Raw genomic sequence first — 15,262 nt, 5'->3', positions numbered from 1 at the left:
TCCGTGTGACGCTGCAATAGGGAATGGAAGGATGATGAAGAAGGGAGTGTTATGAAAAAAACAGCGGTGGAAAAATGAAGCAGGCGAATGGACGCCTAAAAAATACGCTGCTGGCTACGGGGGCGTTGCTTTGGGCCGCTGGCGCCTGTGTTTCCTGGGCGGCAGTACCCGAAAAATACGACTGCCCTGCGTTGGCGCTGTCGAAATACAATTACGACGGTTTAGTCGAGCTCTGCAACAAGGACCCCCAAACGCCTTTCCAAAACGCCTGTTGGGTAGACTATAACTACAAACCGAAAGCTTGGGTGGACAACCCGTCGCTTTTGGATAGCACGGTGCAAGTGCATTTTCGTAGGGATCTACTGCGGGCGGGCAAGAACACCCCCTACTGCAAAGCCCTTATCGATACCCAGGGGCCCTATGAGCGCAAGCTCATTGCCTGTGGCAAGAATGGGCCTTGTGTGGTCCAGGTGATGGGGGAGCGCTCACGTCAACTTGCCGGAATTGAAAAGCGGTATACCGCACCTGGAGTGACGCGGGAGGCCTTTGAAGCCTTTTTGGGCAAGGAAGGCTCGTTGCGACTGGATGATGGGCAGACGCTGGAGCAGCGCGCCATCCGGGGGTTGAGCATCAGCCCCCTGCCTTACGCGCCGTTGGCAGAAGATTTGACCATCAGCTGGGGATTTGAGCCCCACAACGCCCAATTGCAGTCGGTACTGTTCAGCGGTGCACAGGGCAAAGTCTTTGCCCTCGCATTGGTGGACAAACTGTATTATGAAGGAGAAGGGAAGACTGCCCTGCCCAAGGACGCACGGATTCGGCTCTTTGTGCGCGATCCGGGCCAGCTTGCGCGAATCCTTCCGGGGCTACAGGCCTGGGCGGCAGCGGATGCCCTGGGCATGGATGTAGCCTGTAACAAACCCGGTGTATGCGAGCATTGGCGTCAGTATCCCATGCCCATCACCGCCTATCGCCTGCCCTTGCCGAAAATCAACACCCCCGTACCAGCACTGGGGCGCTTCCACCAATGAAGCGGGGGACGGTATGTAGGAAAAAGACGTTTTTCTTCTGTCTCTGGGAGAGAAGTTTATGTCAACCCTGCGGTAAGGTTATTGTCAGGAAAATGTGAGCGCCGACCAATATCCAGATAATAGGAAGGTCTATGTGATGATTAGTATTATCAGGTTATTTTTTGCTACCGTTATTGTGTTCTTTTTCATCTCTCCTGTGGCGTATGGTGGGAACAATTCTGAAATGGAGAAAGAGCTTGTCGTATATCTCAAAAAAATTCAAAAGTTGTCTACCGATTATCGCCAGGATGGGCTGCTAGAAAAAGAAAACCAAGCTTTTCGAAAAAAGCTTCTTGATTTTGTCAAAATGCCTTCATCACTTTCTTCTAAATATACCGAATTAAAAAAATTCATGTACATTTCAACCTCGAAAGATGGAGAGGTCCGCGCCTATACTTGGGATACGGAACTGGGCGGTACAATGCACTTTTTTGATACAGTTTATCAGTTTATGGGAAAAAACGGAAAAATTTACACGGAAAGTGAGGAGAGGGGAAAAAATGATCCTGGCGGAATTTTGACGGGAATTTTTGATGTCAATACTGAGAAGGGGAAAGTCTATCTGCTTCGGTCGACAGCAATCCTGGGCTCCAGTCTCGATTATGAGTCCATAAGGGTGGTTGAAATCGCAGAAAATTCGCTTCAAGACAAAAAACTGATTAAGACAGAGTCAGGTCTGACAAGCTCCATCGGATTTGAATATGACTTTTTCTCTATAGATGATAGCGGTGAGAGGCCGATAAGGCTTATCAAGTATGACACTGCAACAAAAACAATCAAAATTCCAGTGGTGGTCAGCAGTCAGAAGTTCCCATATGGGAGGGTTACCGATAGGTTTATCAGTTATAAGTTTAATGGCACCTTTTTCGTGAGGCAAGGTTAAAGGCAGGCTATCCGCAAGCTGTTTCTGACCGAGCGGTAAAAGCGCAGGTATGCAGGTATTCGGACGGTAGAAAGACGGAACCGATCACCGCTCACTACAGGGCGCTGTCAAATGCGTGCGATCGTCCCAGTACTGGCGGCACTGCCGTGTTACCCGCAGTGGACATTCTGGCCAACGATTCCGCTTTTGCTAACAGCACCGTGGGGCGTACCGACGTCCCTAGGGTTTTTCCTGATGCTCGTTGATATGCCGCAGCAGCTCCTCGGCGCTGGCATGGGTGTAGTCTTTGGCGACGCTGAGTGTCAGGGATGCCTGACTGGGATGATCCAGCGCCTCGCGCAGCAGGCCGAGAAACTCGGGTGAGGCAACCAGAATCAGCGCCTCGAATGCACCCTGCTTGCGTTCCTCGTTGAGGAAGCTGCCCAGCTCGGCGGCAAAATCCTGCTTTTCATTCTCCTTGGCGCTGCTCTGGGGTTCGATGGCCGGGCGAGCGCCGTGGGCGAAGCTTTGCTGACTGCGACCAGCGGCGCTGTCGGCGATCAGATCCGCAGCGTGTTTGCGGCTGTCCTCGTGGCTCCAGGCGCGCAAATATTCCGGCATCTGCAACGAAGTATGTCGCTGGTAGAGTTTGGCGCTGCTGCCATTGGCCACCAGGATCCAGGTTTTGGCTCCCATATTTTTTCCCTTTGTGTATCCGCTACTCTCTCATCCTTACCGCAAGTCCTCTGGTTCGTCATACTCATAACGAGGTGTTCCGCCTGCGCTGGGCACGGGATCGGGCAACAATTTCCGTAGTTCCGCACCCGCGGCGCCAACGATTTTCGCATTCTTGTCCAGTTGCGCCGCAATTTCCTGCGCTTCTTCCATGCTCATTTCCAGAGTGGTACTCTCTGCATCTTCACGAATGATCTTCATACGGGCCTCCTCAATCAAACACGCCTTTCGGTTGCTGGAAATGGTCGTCGATACGGTAGTCCTGCTCACCAAGCAAATAGACCATATCCAGCGGGACGGCGGAAAACTGCTCGGCATTTTTGATGATCGGCTCGACGATCTTGTTGAGGTCTTTCTTGGCAAATTCGATACGCAAGGTATCGGAGGGAGATTCTACCAATTTCATGGGCAATGCCTCCTTTCTGTCTGACACAAGATAAGTGTAGTACAGCGTGTCCGGAACTGTGTTCGTGGATTGACGCTATCTCAGGCTAGTCGTTGGTTCCACAAGACGATGGCCGGGCTGGTATGCTCCCAGCCCAGTCGGGAGATGCTGGCGGCATCCAGATGTAAATGGTCGCCAAATTCCAGACCCAGCCCCAGCCAGCAACAGGCAAGGGCGCGCAGAATGTGGCCGTGGGCAAAGCATAGGACATGTTCGTGTCCTGCATCCTCCCAATCCTGGAGCAGCTGCCGGCAGCGCTCCTGCACCTGCTCGCCGTTCTCGCCCTCGGGTGCACCGCAGCGAAAGATGGTCCAGTCGGGATTTTCCTGATGGATTTCCGGGGTAGTTTTGCCCTCGTAGCGGCCGTAGCGCCACTCGTACAGGGCCTCGTGGGCCTCTGGCGCGAAGCCGGCGAGCACGGCGGTGTGCCGCGCCCGTCGCAGCGGACTGGTGTAGATTCCATCGAAATGGTGTTCCCCCTCGGCAAAGTGGGTCCACAGAGCCTTTGCCTGTTCCCGCCCTTCCTCGGTGAGATCGATATCCGTGCTGGAGGTGTGTTGCCCGCTTTTCGACCATTCCGTCTCCCCATGCCGGACCATGGTGATGGAGCGGATCTTTTCGTGCTTCATAGATCCCCCCACTCCGGCTCGGCCAGACGGAAGGGGTCGTTGTCGACATATTGGTAGCGTCGCTCCCAGGGGCGCGGGGTCAGTTCCTCGCCACTCTGTTTGACCGCCAGCACCTGGTGCAGGGCCGACCAGTTGCGCCAGAAGCCGTAGGCGCAGCCGGCCATGTAGATGGCCCAGATGCGGTAACGGGTCTCGCCGACCATGGCAATGGCTTCTTCCTTATGTGCCTCCAGGCGCCGTACCCAGTGGATGAGGGTCTGGGCGTAATGAGGGCGCAGGTTTTCGACATCCAGTACTTCGAGATTGGCTCCGGCCATGTCCCGTACCACCCGCCATAAATGGGGAATTTCGCCATCGGGAAAGACGTATTTGTCGATGAAGTCACTGCCGGAGTGGTGACCACCCTCGTCATCCTGACTGGCGGCGGTGATGCCGTGATTCATGACCCAGCCGCCTTCCTTCAGTACCCGCTGGATGACATCGAAATATTCAGGGAGCTTGGCGCGCCCCACATGTTCAAACATGCCGATGGAACTGACCTTGTCGAAGTATTCCCGTTCGGGAATGTCCCGATAATCCTGCAGGCGGATCTCGACTTTGTCGGCCAGGCCCTCGCGCTCCATCCGCTCCTTGGCCAAGGCATACTGCTCTTCGCTCAGGGTCACGCCCACGCCCTGTATGCCATAATGGCGGGCCGCCCAGCTCAGCAGCCCGCCCCAGCCGCAGCCGATGTCGAGAAGTCTCTCGCCCGGCTGCAAATGTAGCTTGCGACAGATGTGGTCGAGTTTTTGCTCCTGGGCGGTGTCGATGTCTTCTTCGCCGGTTTTGAAGTAGCCGCAGGAGTAGACCATGTTGCGGTCGAGCCAGAGTTGATAGAAGTCGTTGGAGACATCGTAGTGATAGTGGATGGCCTCTTGGTCCTTGCTCTTGCTGTGCAGGGCCTTGCGAATGAGGCCGGTTTTTGAAGACTTTTTCTTGGGGAAGGCATTGCTCAGGCCCTCGGCCACGGCAAGGATATCCTGATAGCGTCCCTCCAGATCCAACTCGCCTTGCACATAGGCCTCCCCCAACACATCCAGGGTGCTCCCCACGAGCAGGCTGGTGATGATTTTGGCGGATTTGAGCCGCATGGTGACGATGGGCTCGTCGGCAAAATCGTAGCTGTGATCGTCCCAGAAAATGATCCGTAGCGGTAGCGGATGGCCGTTGAGGCCATTTTTGACATGGTCAAGAAAGTTTTTACGTAGATCCACTCGCTTCTCCTTGTATCAAAATTTCCGAAAATCTAGCGGGTGACGCATCGTATGCGCCTTATCAGTATAGGGAAGGCTGCGCGTTTTTGCCGTGTTGGAACGACTATCCTGCTGAGCCTCCTTTGTTTTGCGTGCTCTGGGCCGCTTCCCGCACACTGTGCGCGGGATGTTTTTCGAGCAGTGAAAGTGCCTGCAACTTTTCCGCGCCGTTGGGCAAGCGGGTGATGGCCTCTACCACCGCCAGACCCTGTACCACATCCACGTCGGACTGCAGGGCACACTCGGCGAGGGGGACGGCGGCCTCTGCCCGACCCTGATTCTGCAGGCTGAGGATGGCGCCCATGCGCACCTCGGAGTGCGGATTGCGCAGCGCCCAGACCAGGCGATCAAAATAGGGGGTGTTGCGCTCCCACGCCTCGATGTCCCGCCCGCAAGCCGGGCAGATCTGGCTGCCGATGGGAATTTCCGCGTAGCAGAGCGGACAGTAGTGGTGGTTCACTAGCAGCCACACTCCGCTTCCCAGCGCAGGATGTGGTTGCCGGGCACCAGCTCTTGCAGGCGCGGCATGACCGCATCCACGGTCTCCGGCTCGTCGAAAAATTCCAGAACCAAGGGGAGATGCACATTCAGTCGCAGCACGTCATCGGCATGGACTGTCCCCTTGCTGCCAAAGCCGGCAATGCCCCGGAAGGCCGTTACGCCATGGACCTTGTATTGGTCATGCAGCATGCGAAAAATCTCTTCCATGAGATTGTGCCCGTCGTGTTTGTCACCCTCTTTGATATACACGCGTACTACCGATACCGTCGTCATGCTTCACCTCTCAGATGCTGCGCGAAATCCAGGCACCGGCAAAGGCCGCTGCCACACACAAAAACAGGGAAGAGAACATATACAGTAAGCCCTTCACCGGCTCGCCATTTTCAAAGAGCACCAACGTCTCCAGGGAAAAGGTGGAAAACGTGGTGTAGGCGCCCAGGCCGCCGGTGAGCATACCGGTGCGCAATTCGGGGCTCAGAGAGATTCGTTCCAAAGTTTCGAAAAACAGAAATCCCATGATGAAACATCCCATCACATTGATGCTGAGGGTGGCCCAGGGAAAATTCCGGCCAAACACTGTCTGCACCAGTAGCGACTGTCCATAGCGGGCCCAGGCGCCAAGAATGGCAAAAAGCGCTATGAACCCAAACGTGGCGAACATCTATTTTTCTCCTTATCCTCAAACATAAAAAACACTGGCAAAAATCACCAAAAGCAAGAGACCGATATATGCTAAGTAGGCATTCAATGAGCCATTTTGCAGGGCGAGTCCGATGCGGTCTGCCAAAATCTGTGTCAGCCTCACCACGGGACGAAAGAGCCACGGCCCAAAAAATGGTGCCTCGCTGTAATTAAAATGCAGCTCGCGCACAAAATATTCCCGCCCGCGATGTTGCCGCTGCAGATCGTTCGTAGGCCGATACACGAAGCTGTAGAACACCCGCAGGGCATTGGCGAAGGCAAGCGCCGTGACGGCATTTTGCGCCGGTACTTGACGCAGGCCGTGGGCCCAGACCGGTACCCGTCGCCGGCCTTGTCGCAAATGGCCCCAAACGATGAGACCCACGGGTAGCAAGGCAAAGAGCAGCCCCACCAGTAAGAGCAAGGGCGGCGAAATGAAGGCAAAGTGGAAGCGCAGCGGAATGAGAATGGGCCCTTGGGTCATGGCCTGGACGGCCTGGGGGTCAGCTGGCCAATGGGCAAAGCGCAGCCAGTGCAGGCTCCAGGGCAGGACCACGGCATAGAGCAGAACGAGAAGACCCAACAGGAGGACGGGCCAGGTGCCGCCAGGACGCCGACGCGCCTCCCCACCGCCCAAGAGTCCGACACCAAAGACCTTGATCATGGTCGCCAGGGCGATGGCGGCGGTCAGCGCCAGTCCGGCTCCGCCCAGGGCAAGGGCAATCCGTGCGGCGGTATTGTGTAAATGGAAGTCCTGAAAGACGGTCTGAAAGAGATACCACTCGCCGGCAAAACCAGCGGTGGGGGGCATGGCGGCTAGACTCATAGCCCCCAGTACCGCCCCGAGACCCAGTGTCCAGGGGGCCAGGGCCAGTATCCGGCTTTGTGCGATCTGATAGTCACCCTTGACGTCGGCAGCACGATCCGCCGACAGCATCATGCTGCCCTTGGCGAGGCTATGGCCTCCCAGGTGAATCAGGCCCACGGTCCAGGCCAGGGTGCTCAGTGCGACAAAGCCCTCGGCACGAAAGAGCGAGGCAGCACCCAGCGCCACCACGGCCAGGCCGGCATTCTCTGCCGTCGAAAAGGAGAGCAGACGACGCCAATCATCCTGTTGAAAGGCATAGAGAATAGCGAGGATGGACGATACGGTGCCGACGGCGACGAGCAGGATACCCGTGCTGGTGGCCGAGGCAACGGGTAGCCAGTCGAGGATGGCCCGTCCCAGGGCAAAAAAAGCGACATTCAGCACGATACCGGAAAGCAGGGCTCCGGAAGCGCCGGTGCCGCTGCCGTAGGCTCCGGGATACCATTCGTAGAAGGGCAGCAGGCCCAGTTTCGCGCCAAAACCAATGATAAAGAGCACGGCAATGCCAAAGGCAGTATTGGGGTACTGCGCCCAGCTTGCGGCCCAGGTGGAAAACTGCGTATCGCTGGCGCCAAGCAGTAGCACGCAGAGCAGCAGCGCCACCGCCCCGATTTCCAGCAAGGCCAGCATGTAGAGATTGGCCAGCCCCGAACGTTCCACGGCCTCGCCGCGATCCGCCAGCAACAGAATGGCCCCGCCAAAGCTGAGGAATTCCCAGGCGATCAAAAAGGCGATGCCTTCCTGCAGGCCGGCCACGCCAAGGCTGCCCAGCAAGGCAACCGCGGCGCCGGCATACCACAGGTGCGGGCGGCGCGCCCGGCAAGGCGAAAGAAAGGCCGCAACGGCCGCCAGCGCCCCAAAAAAGAGCAGCCAGGCCGCCGCCGGTTGCAACATCCAGCGCACCTGCTTTGCGCTCAAGGACCAGAGCACTGCCGCTTGCTGAGACTGGGGTAAGGCTAGGGCACTGCCCACCACAATGGCAATGCTGCCGGCCAGCACCGTCAGCCGTGCCAGAACCGACAGACGCAGCAGCCCCAAGGGAATCGTCAGCAGAAGGAACAGAACGGCGATGGCGAAACTAGTCAACATAATGACCTCCTTCCACCCACTGTGGCTGCCGCTCCAGGAGCAGGAGCAGGGCATGGATGAGGGCCGCCGGATTGGGCGGGCAGCCAGGCAACCAGACGTCCACTGACAGCACGCCGTCCAGACCATGCCCGCCGGCATAGCCAGCATCCATGGGTGCCCCGGAGACCGCACAGGTGCCGACGGCAAGTACCATGCGAGGCTCCGGCATGGCCTCCCAGGTGGCCAGCAGGGGGTCACGCATGGGGGCGGTCACCGGTCCGGTTACCAGCAGCAGATCGGCAAAGCGGGGTGAGGGGGTGAAGAAGATCCCCAGGCGATGCAGGTTATAAAAAGGATTGTCGAGGGCGCTGATTTCCGACTCACAGCCATTGCAGGAGCCGGCATCCACGTGCTTGATGTGCAGGCTGCGCCGCAGGCTGCGCGCGACTTTTTTTTGCAAGTCCTTGGCGGCAGGGCTGTTTAGCGCCGCCTGCCAGTGCAGGTCCTGGCGCTCACGCACGGCAAAGGCCCAGTCCCCCGAGGGCAGCATCGCCTCCTCTGGGCAAGCCTCGACACAGGCCTGGCAGACGATGCAGCGCCCGTAATCCACGCCCATGCCGTCGCCTTCGCGGTGAATGGCCGCCGTTGGGCAGGCATCGGCGCAGGACTGACAGTCCGACGCGCAGCGCTCGGGTTGCCAGCGGGGCATCCCCAGCACTCCCTCCTGACCGTCTGGCCCACGGGCTGGCCATTGGGTGCTGGCAACACCGTTCTTGATTCCTGTCCAGGTCCAGAATGGCATCTCGTCCCCCTAGCGATCGCAACCAGCAATGGTCAAACCAAAACTGGCCTCATTGATGGCATAGTCCATCAGGTTGGTGTCGTGTACGGTGAGGGGAAAGACCCGCCAGTTGGAAAACGATGGCGACTTGATCTTCACCCGCTGTAGTTTCCCCGCACGGATACGCACGGCATACAACAGGGAACCGCGCGGGCTTTCTGCCCAACCAAGCCCCGCCTGCTCGCCGTCGGGGATGGCGAAGTCGGCGCGCACCGGCCCCGGTTTGAGGCGGCCTGATGCCTGCACGATCAGTGCCAACGCCTCACGCAACGATTCGGCGCGTACCTCGGCACGGGCCATGGCATCGCCTTTTTCGCGCACCGGCACGTTGAAGCGCAGTTTGGGGTAGGCCGCATAGGGATGATCACGGCGCAGATCTCGATCGAGACCGGAGGCGCGCGCTACCGGGCCGGTCGCTCCCTGATCGAAGGCGGCTTGCTTGGGCAGCACCCCCGTACCCATGAGGCGATCGAGGTGAGTGGCAGTATCGTGAAGGTCTTGCAGATAGGCATCGGCTTCGTAAATGAAGCTCTCCAGATTGCCGGCCAGATGCTCGGCAGCGAGATCGCGGCGCAATCCGCCTACGCAGAGCAGCCCACGCAGGAAACGGGAGCCGGTGAGCTTGCCGTTCAGCTGTTTGACCCGCTCTTCGAGAAGCAGACCGGTGGCCGAGCCGACTTTGAGCGTCGTGGTTTTGGCGAGCAGCCCGAAGAAATGGAGATGGTTGTAAAGACGCTCGAGCTCCACGATGATCACCCGCAGCAACTGTGCCCGCCACGGCACTTCGATGCCCCAGGCTGCCTCGACAGCCTGGCAGTAGGCCAAGGCATGGCAGGCGCTGCCCACGCCAGATACGCGCTCGGCGAGGAACACGGCCGACTCCGCGGACATGCCCTGAAAGCGCTTTTCCAGGCCCCGATGCTTGTAAAAGAGGCGCGGGTGATAATGGAGGATCGCTTCGCCGATGTACGAGAAATGAAATTCTCCCGTCTCCACGAAATCCGCCCGCACCGGCCCCCAATAGAGGTCCTGCACCTGATCGTTGGCAACCTCGGGCATGGTTGGGGGGGCATAGGCGCCGGCGATGCTTTCACCGCTGTATTGCGGGCCAAGGGGGGCTGCGGCGAGCTGGTAGCCCTCGTGAATCACCAAGGGATAGGGTTCGGGGTGGTCCAGGAACTCCACTCCACCCAGTTCCTGCATCTCCCGCTCGTACCAGCCGAGCAGCGGGACCAGCTTCGCCAGGGAAGGGATCTGTCGTGAGGCACGCAGCTCCAAGAGTAGAAACTGTGGGTTCTCCGGACGGCTGAGCAGATAGCGCAAGACACAGACATCGTCCTCTTCCCAGTCATGCCAGGCCATGAGGAAGCGCATGCCTTGCTGCAGACAGTCCTGCGCACGGCTTTCGAGGGCGTCAGCCGTGATCTCGTGGACTTCGAGTTGAGGGTTGAAGGGAGACGTACTCATGGCGCCACCGCAAAGGCATGTTGAAAGAAGTTCCAGAGGCCATCGGGCCACCACAGGCCAAGCACCAGTATGGGCACGAAGGCCAGCAGCATGGGCAGGATGTTCCACAACGATAACTTGAGGGTCGGTTCCTTGCCGGATTCTGGCTCTGGTCCCCAGATCATGCGCCGAAAGTGATTCAGGAAGGCGGTAAAGATCAGGATCAGCAACACTGCCATCACCCATACGGCCCAAGGGTTAGCGCTCAGGATGCCGCCACGCAGAATGGTGATCTCCGACAAAAAGAGACCAAAGGGCGGCGCCCCGGTAATCGCCACTGCCCCCAGCAGCCAGACGCCGCCGGAAAAGGGATAGTAACGCAGAACCCGGCGCATCTGGCTCATCGACTTGGTTTCGTAAGCGCGCATCATGTTGCCGGCACCGAAGAACATGAGGGATTTGGTCAGTGAGTGGTTGATCATGTGGTACATGGCCCCGGCGAAGGCGATCGGCCCGCCAAAGCCAAAGCCCATGGCCAACACGCCCATGTGCTCCAGGGAGGAATAGGCGAACATGCGCTTGGCGCCATCCTGGCGCACGATGAAGAGCCCTGCTACTGCCAGAGAGATGACCCCCAGTACCAGCAGCGCCGTGTGGCCCATAAGGCTGTATCCCCCGGCGTCGACGATGGAAAGGAAACGATAAATGCCGAGCAGGGCAATATTGAGCAGCGCGCCAGAAAGCATCGCCGAGCCGGGGGCCGGACCTTCGCTGTGGGCATCGGGCAGCCAGGTATGCATCGGCGCGAGACCCACTTTCGTTCCAAAACCGACGAGGGTGAGCAGAAACGAGAAAAACAGCAGCGCTTCTGGCACCTTTGGAGCCGTCAGGCGCAGGTTCTCCCAGGTGAGGGCATAGGTAGGTCCGAGGGTAAAGGTCCCGCCCCAATAAAAGAGGATGATACCGAGCAGGGCCAGGGCCAGACCCGCGGAGACCACGATCAGATATTTCCAGGCCGCCTCGATGCACTCCGCTTCGCGTTCGAAACCCACCAGAAAGGCGCTGACGATGGTCGTGAAATCGATGGCGATCCAGAAAATGCCCGGGTTGTTCATCAATGGCGCGATCAGCATGGTCAGGGCGAAACCTGCCTGCAGCGCGTAAAATTTGTGCAGACGCGGCCTTTCCTCCGGTAGCAGGCGCATGTAGCCGATGGCGTAGATCGAGGCCAGGAGATAGACGACGCCAACGCAGAAGAGCACCCAGGCCCCCAGTGGCGTGATGAGGATATACTGCTTGGCGGTGACTACCTCGTGATTCGGGGCGGCGACCAGAATTGTCAGGGTCAGGCCGAATACCACCAGGGCGCTGGCCAGATTGAGGAACTCTCCCCAGGCAGGACGGCGAATGGCGAGCATGGCAACAATCGCCAGCGATGGCACGATCCACAAGGCGGCGATCAGGGCGTTGAAGTTAACCATGCTCAGCCCACCAGTTTCTGCAGGCCGCGGCTGCTGGTGGTCCCGGCGTGACTTTGCAGGAAGCGGACCAGCATGCCAAAGGCCATGACGATAGTGACCAGATCGAAAATGATGACCAGCTCCAGCAGTGCCGGCATGCCAGGAACAATGATCTGCGAGCCGAGGAAAATACCATTTTCGATGACCAGTAGACCGAGAATGTGACTGATGGCCTCGGAGCGCAGAATCATCATCAAAAAGCCGATCAATTTCAGGCTGAACATGCAGGTGAGCGCCAGTACCGCGATGTTGTCGGTGAGATGCAGGGAAACGCCCAGCTTCCGCGCCACCTCATAAGAAAAAATCACCAAAGCTGCCCCCAAGAGCATGCTCGACGAGGGCTTGAGCAAGGGCGTGAATTCGCGATTGATGTTCAGGCGCTTCACCAGGCGCAAGACCAGATAGGGCAGGAGACTGCCGCGAAAGAGCGCCGACAGGACAGCGATGATGTAGAGCTCCGGGTAGTGCCCGTAATAGCCGATGGAGGCCGAGATAGCGGCGATCACCCAGGACTCGGCGGCAAAGGCATAGACATGATTTTTCAGCCAGTGCGAACCGAGCATCACGAAAGACAGCACCAGGGCGAGGATGGCGAGCAGGCTGAACAGCGACGTTGCCAGGGGGCCCAGATGGAAGATCAGCATGGCAGGCTCCTAGAGTTGGTCCGCCACAATGGCGAGTACGGCAAAGAGAAAGGACAGGGCCAGCGGCTCCTGATAGCGATAGAAACGCAGGCGCGACTGCACCGTATCCACCATCACCATGAACAGCCCCACGGCGCCATATTTCGCCAGGATGACCAGCAGGGCCAGCAATACCGAGCCAAAGTCCCCGCTGACCGACAGGCCCCACGGGAAGAGAAAGACATTCAGAAAGATGGTGTAGAGGATGAACTGCTTCATCCAGCTCGCCCACTTCAGTAGCGCCAGTAGCGGCCCGGAGTATTCCAGTATCCGCGCCTCGTCGATCATGTAGATTTCATAGGGGATGGTGGAATGGATGGGTAGACGGTCGGTTTCAACCGTCAGCAGGATGATGAAGGCGAGGACCAGAAAGATGTGGGCCGGACTCCAGTACGCTACTGGGTTCTGTGCCAGCAGGTGATTGGCGACAAAGGGCAGCATCGAATGATCGAGAAAGGTGATGCCGACAAAGACCAGGATCAACGTCGGCTCCGCCAGAATGCCCAGCATCACGGCCCGGCTCGATCCCAGGCCGCCAAAGGGCTGGCCAGTGTCGAGCCCGGCGAGCAAGATGAAAAAGCTCCCCAAGGTCAGGATCAGACCACCGCCGAGGATGTCTCCCATATCGGAAAGGGGCAGGGGGAAATTGGTCAGCACCGGGATGAGCATGGGCACGATCATCATCGCCACGAAAGCCACCACCGGCGCCCAGAAGAACACCCAGGTCGCCGTTTCCGGCACCAACTGCGTTTTATGGAAAAGCTTCCAGAGATCCCGATAGGGCTGGAAGATGGAGGGACCTTGGCCGCGCTGGACCTTCTCTTCCATCTTGGCGATGAATCCGTGCAGGAGAGGCGAGAGCAACAGGACCGTCAAGACCTGCGCCACCTGCAAGACAATATCCTTCAATGAGCACCTCCCCCTGCCTACAAAAGACAATCTACCACCCCGTTTTGCGGGGATGTGGTAGAAGTCATTAGCCACGGGGGCGGTTCGAGGCGGACTTCATCGCCTTTTTTTATAAGCTAGGCGAGAGCGGAAGATTTGTCAATTTCGCGGAAGGTGTGGCTTGCATGCCACTGTAAGGCTGCTGCGTGCTCGTCAGCCTGTCTATTATCCTATAGAAATAATGTATGGCTTGCGCATGAAGGGAGTCATACTGGAATTCGAATCTTGCCAAGGAAGCCATAGACGGGCTATGAGCATGATGAACATCTCTCCCGGAAACACTTTAGCCCTTTGTGGATGAACAGCTCAGCCAGCGCGGCTATGGCAGGAGCAGGCCAACCGGAATGTGGACGCGGCTGTCTCCTAGATCAGTCTGAAGCATATTCGGAGCCCTCATCCCCTCTCAAAACGCCCAATGACCGGAAGCGAAAAAAGCAGACTGCAAAAAGAGCGCAGCGGCACTGAGGGTCAGGGCGACATAGCCCCAGCGGGGACGCCATTGCCAGAGCTGGCCACCGAGTAAAAAGAGCGGCAAATTCAGATACAAGAGCCGGTATGTGGAAACCGGTCCCTGGGATGCCCCCTGGAACCACAGGTAGGCACCGACCAGCACCAGAGCAATCCAGGCCCAGGCCCAGACGCGGCGCCAGACGAAGTAGAGCAGTGCAAGCAGATTGCCGGCGAGGACGACCACATTCATCAAAAAATATACCGAACGCGCCGGATTGAGGGCGGTGACTTCCCCTGCCAGTGCCTGCCAGAGAGGTGTGTAGTCGGCGCCAGAGAAGGGGTACAGGTGAACAATGTTGGTGAGCTTTTGCAGCGGCGATAGTTCACCCAGGTACGAAGCGTGGCCATGGATGAAGGCGAGTGGCGCAGAAAAAGTCACATACTGATATACGATGAAGGCTATGAGCCCGCTGCTGGCAAAGAACCCCAGGAGCACTGACCCCCCCAAGCTCCGCCAGGACCGTTCTTGCCAACGCTGCCAGGCCAATATCGACCAAAGGGCAAAGGCAAAGAACACCATCAGCGGGCCGCTGGCGCTGCCTAGGCCCAGCCAGAAGGCAGTCAGAGCTGGTCTTTCCCTGTGCCAGGTAAGCAGTGCCAGGAGTGCCAAGACATTCATCAGGCCCGTGGGATAATCGCTGGCAAAGAAAAAGGCCGCTGGAGAGAGGGCGTAGAACCAGGTGGCAGCATTGGCTGCAGGCTCTGCCAGATTCTCGCGGGCGAAGCGATGGAAGAGGAAGATCGACAGGACTCCGCTTCCCGCCGCCAGCCAAATGCCGATATTGGCCAGCGCGAAAAAGGGCAGGATCTTGCCGAGCAGCGCCAGGATCAGGGAGTACAGGGGGAAAAACACGATGTTCTGCCCGACCGGCGAGCCCGGCACGTATTGGTATCCATGCTGCGCAATATCCAGATACCACTTGGCATCCCAGTTGACGAGGCTCGCCGCCAGCGGCCCGGGCACCGGATCGAGACCGCGGCTGAAAAAATAATAGCCGCAGAACACCCCGAACCAGATCAGCAAAGCGGTGACGAAGTTGACGCGTAAACGGGGAAGGAGGTCGCGATAGGTCGAGAGCTTCGGGATCTTCATCCGGGTGTACAGGCTTTCTCGGCTTCCAGCATGGGAAAGTATGCGACTATGCAGTATCTGCCCGGCGCTG

At 58.2% G+C, this 15,262-nt stretch carries 17 protein-coding genes and 1 riboswitch; of the genes, 2 read left to right on the top strand and 15 right to left on the bottom strand.

The window, feature by feature from the left end:
* The first annotated feature begins 74 nt into the window (after window positions 1-74).
* Both MQE22_RS11730 and MQE22_RS11725 read left to right on the top strand, forming a co-directional pair.
* A complete protein-coding gene (locus MQE22_RS11730) occupies window positions 75-1,031 on the top strand; it encodes a hypothetical protein (protein ID WP_215873284.1) in 957 nt (318 codons plus the stop codon).
* A gap of 94 nt (window positions 1,032-1,125) precedes the next feature.
* Window positions 1,126-1,953, top strand: a complete 828-nt coding sequence (locus MQE22_RS11725) for a hypothetical protein (RefSeq protein ID WP_215873285.1) — start codon at window positions 1,126-1,128, stop codon at window positions 1,951-1,953.
* Window positions 1,954-2,172: 219 nt separating this feature from the next.
* On the opposite strand, the gene MQE22_RS11720 is transcribed toward MQE22_RS11725, so the two are convergent.
* The 15 genes from MQE22_RS11720 to MQE22_RS11650 form a co-directional block, all read right to left on the bottom strand.
* Window positions 2,173-2,628, bottom strand: a complete 456-nt coding sequence (locus MQE22_RS11720; RefSeq protein WP_215873089.1) for a host attachment protein — start codon at window positions 2,626-2,628, stop codon at window positions 2,173-2,175.
* A gap of 36 nt (window positions 2,629-2,664) precedes the next feature.
* Window positions 2,665-2,868, bottom strand: coding sequence for a hypothetical protein (locus MQE22_RS11715; RefSeq protein WP_215873088.1), 204 nt, complete (start codon window positions 2,866-2,868; stop codon window positions 2,665-2,667).
* Window positions 2,869-2,878: 10 nt separating this feature from the next.
* Window positions 2,879-3,073: a hypothetical protein gene (locus MQE22_RS11710; RefSeq protein ID WP_215873087.1), complete on the bottom strand. Its 195-nt coding sequence runs from the start codon at window positions 3,071-3,073 to the stop codon at window positions 2,879-2,881.
* Window positions 3,074-3,153: 80 nt separating this feature from the next.
* Entirely contained in the window at window positions 3,154-3,741 is a 588-nt protein-coding gene (locus MQE22_RS11705; RefSeq protein ID WP_215873086.1) for a histidine phosphatase family protein, read from the bottom strand.
* A complete protein-coding gene (locus MQE22_RS11700) occupies window positions 3,738-4,994 on the bottom strand; it encodes an SAM-dependent methyltransferase (protein WP_215873085.1) in 1,257 nt (418 codons plus the stop codon). Before MQE22_RS11700 ends, MQE22_RS11705 begins: the two co-directional genes overlap by 4 nt.
* Before the next feature lie 103 nt (window positions 4,995-5,097).
* Complete coding sequence (locus tag MQE22_RS11695) at window positions 5,098-5,493, bottom strand: HEAT repeat domain-containing protein (protein WP_215873084.1); 396 nt, start codon at window positions 5,491-5,493, stop codon at window positions 5,098-5,100.
* A complete protein-coding gene (locus MQE22_RS11690) occupies window positions 5,493-5,807 on the bottom strand; it encodes a DUF190 domain-containing protein (RefSeq protein ID WP_215873083.1) in 315 nt (104 codons plus the stop codon). The genes MQE22_RS11695 and MQE22_RS11690 overlap by 1 nt, the downstream gene beginning before the upstream one ends.
* 10 nt (window positions 5,808-5,817) lie before the next feature.
* A complete protein-coding gene (gene crcB / locus MQE22_RS11685) occupies window positions 5,818-6,195 on the bottom strand; it encodes a fluoride efflux transporter CrcB (RefSeq protein ID WP_215873082.1) in 378 nt (125 codons plus the stop codon).
* Window positions 6,196-6,213: 18 nt separating this feature from the next.
* On the bottom strand, window positions 6,214-8,172 hold the full coding sequence (locus MQE22_RS11680) for a proton-conducting transporter transmembrane domain-containing protein (RefSeq protein ID WP_215873081.1): 1,959 nt from the start codon (window positions 8,170-8,172) through the stop codon (window positions 6,214-6,216).
* A complete protein-coding gene (locus MQE22_RS11675) occupies window positions 8,162-8,953 on the bottom strand; it encodes an NADH-quinone oxidoreductase subunit B family protein (RefSeq protein WP_215873080.1) in 792 nt (263 codons plus the stop codon). Before MQE22_RS11675 ends, MQE22_RS11680 begins: the two co-directional genes overlap by 11 nt.
* 9 nt (window positions 8,954-8,962) lie before the next feature.
* Window positions 8,963-10,459 (bottom strand): hydrogenase large subunit, encoded by a 1,497-nt coding sequence (locus MQE22_RS11670; RefSeq protein ID WP_226827836.1) that lies wholly within the window; start codon window positions 10,457-10,459, stop codon window positions 8,963-8,965.
* Window positions 10,456-11,919 carry a proton-conducting transporter transmembrane domain-containing protein gene (locus MQE22_RS11665; RefSeq protein ID WP_215873079.1) on the bottom strand — a complete coding sequence of 488 codons (1,464 nt, stop codon included), beginning with the start codon at window positions 11,917-11,919 and terminating at the stop codon, window positions 10,456-10,458. The genes MQE22_RS11670 and MQE22_RS11665 overlap by 4 nt, the downstream gene beginning before the upstream one ends.
* 2 nt (window positions 11,920-11,921) lie before the next feature.
* Entirely contained in the window at window positions 11,922-12,602 is a 681-nt protein-coding gene (locus MQE22_RS11660) for a hydrogenase (protein WP_255789750.1), read from the bottom strand.
* A 9-nt stretch (window positions 12,603-12,611) separates the two neighbouring features.
* Window positions 12,612-13,550, bottom strand: coding sequence for a respiratory chain complex I subunit 1 family protein (locus MQE22_RS11655; RefSeq protein WP_215873077.1), 939 nt, complete (start codon window positions 13,548-13,550; stop codon window positions 12,612-12,614).
* A 51-nt stretch (window positions 13,551-13,601) separates the two neighbouring features.
* A riboswitch (Fluoride riboswitch) is annotated at window positions 13,602-13,663 on the bottom strand.
* A 329-nt stretch (window positions 13,664-13,992) separates the two neighbouring features.
* On the bottom strand, window positions 13,993-15,192 hold the full coding sequence (locus tag MQE22_RS11650; RefSeq protein WP_215873076.1) for a mannosyltransferase family protein: 1,200 nt from the start codon (window positions 15,190-15,192) through the stop codon (window positions 13,993-13,995).
* Between the last annotated feature and the right edge of the window lie 70 nt (window positions 15,193-15,262).

This window comes from Acidithiobacillus sp. YTS05 (assembly GCF_024396695.1).
GTDB lineage: Bacteria > Pseudomonadota > Gammaproteobacteria > Acidithiobacillales > Acidithiobacillaceae > Igneacidithiobacillus > Igneacidithiobacillus copahuensis.
Note: the sequence above shows the minus strand (reverse complement) of the source record. Positions and strands in the feature narration are given on the sequence as shown.

What these genes read in the sequence shown, in the direction of transcription:
- MQE22_RS11730 (WP_215873284.1), top strand. Translation starts at nt 75, where the DNA reads ATGAAGCAGGCGAATGGACGCCTAAAAAATACGCTGCTGGCTACGGGG.
- MQE22_RS11720 (WP_215873089.1), bottom strand. Translation starts at nt 2,628, where the DNA reads ATGGGAGCCAAAACCTGGATCCTGGTGGCCAATGGCAGCAGCGCCAAA.
- MQE22_RS11715 (WP_215873088.1), bottom strand. Translation starts at nt 2,868, where the DNA reads ATGAAGATCATTCGTGAAGATGCAGAGAGTACCACTCTGGAAATGAGC.
- MQE22_RS11710 (WP_215873087.1), bottom strand. Translation starts at nt 3,073, where the DNA reads ATGAAATTGGTAGAATCTCCCTCCGATACCTTGCGTATCGAATTTGCC.
- MQE22_RS11705 (WP_215873086.1), bottom strand. Translation starts at nt 3,741, where the DNA reads ATGAAGCACGAAAAGATCCGCTCCATCACCATGGTCCGGCATGGGGAG.
- MQE22_RS11690 (WP_215873083.1), bottom strand. Translation starts at nt 5,807, where the DNA reads ATGACGACGGTATCGGTAGTACGCGTGTATATCAAAGAGGGTGACAAA.
- crcB (WP_215873082.1), bottom strand. Translation starts at nt 6,195, where the DNA reads ATGTTCGCCACGTTTGGGTTCATAGCGCTTTTTGCCATTCTTGGCGCC.
- MQE22_RS11680 (WP_215873081.1), bottom strand. Translation starts at nt 8,172, where the DNA reads ATGTTGACTAGTTTCGCCATCGCCGTTCTGTTCCTTCTGCTGACGATT.
- MQE22_RS11675 (WP_215873080.1), bottom strand. Translation starts at nt 8,953, where the DNA reads ATGCCATTCTGGACCTGGACAGGAATCAAGAACGGTGTTGCCAGCACC.
- MQE22_RS11670 (WP_226827836.1), bottom strand. Translation starts at nt 10,459, where the DNA reads ATGAGTACGTCTCCCTTCAACCCTCAACTCGAAGTCCACGAGATCACG.
- MQE22_RS11665 (WP_215873079.1), bottom strand. Translation starts at nt 11,919, where the DNA reads ATGGTTAACTTCAACGCCCTGATCGCCGCCTTGTGGATCGTGCCATCG.
- MQE22_RS11660 (WP_255789750.1), bottom strand. Translation starts at nt 12,602, where the DNA reads ATGCTGATCTTCCATCTGGGCCCCCTGGCAACGTCGCTGTTCAGCCTG.
- MQE22_RS11650 (WP_215873076.1), bottom strand. Translation starts at nt 15,192, where the DNA reads ATGAAGATCCCGAAGCTCTCGACCTATCGCGACCTCCTTCCCCGTTTA.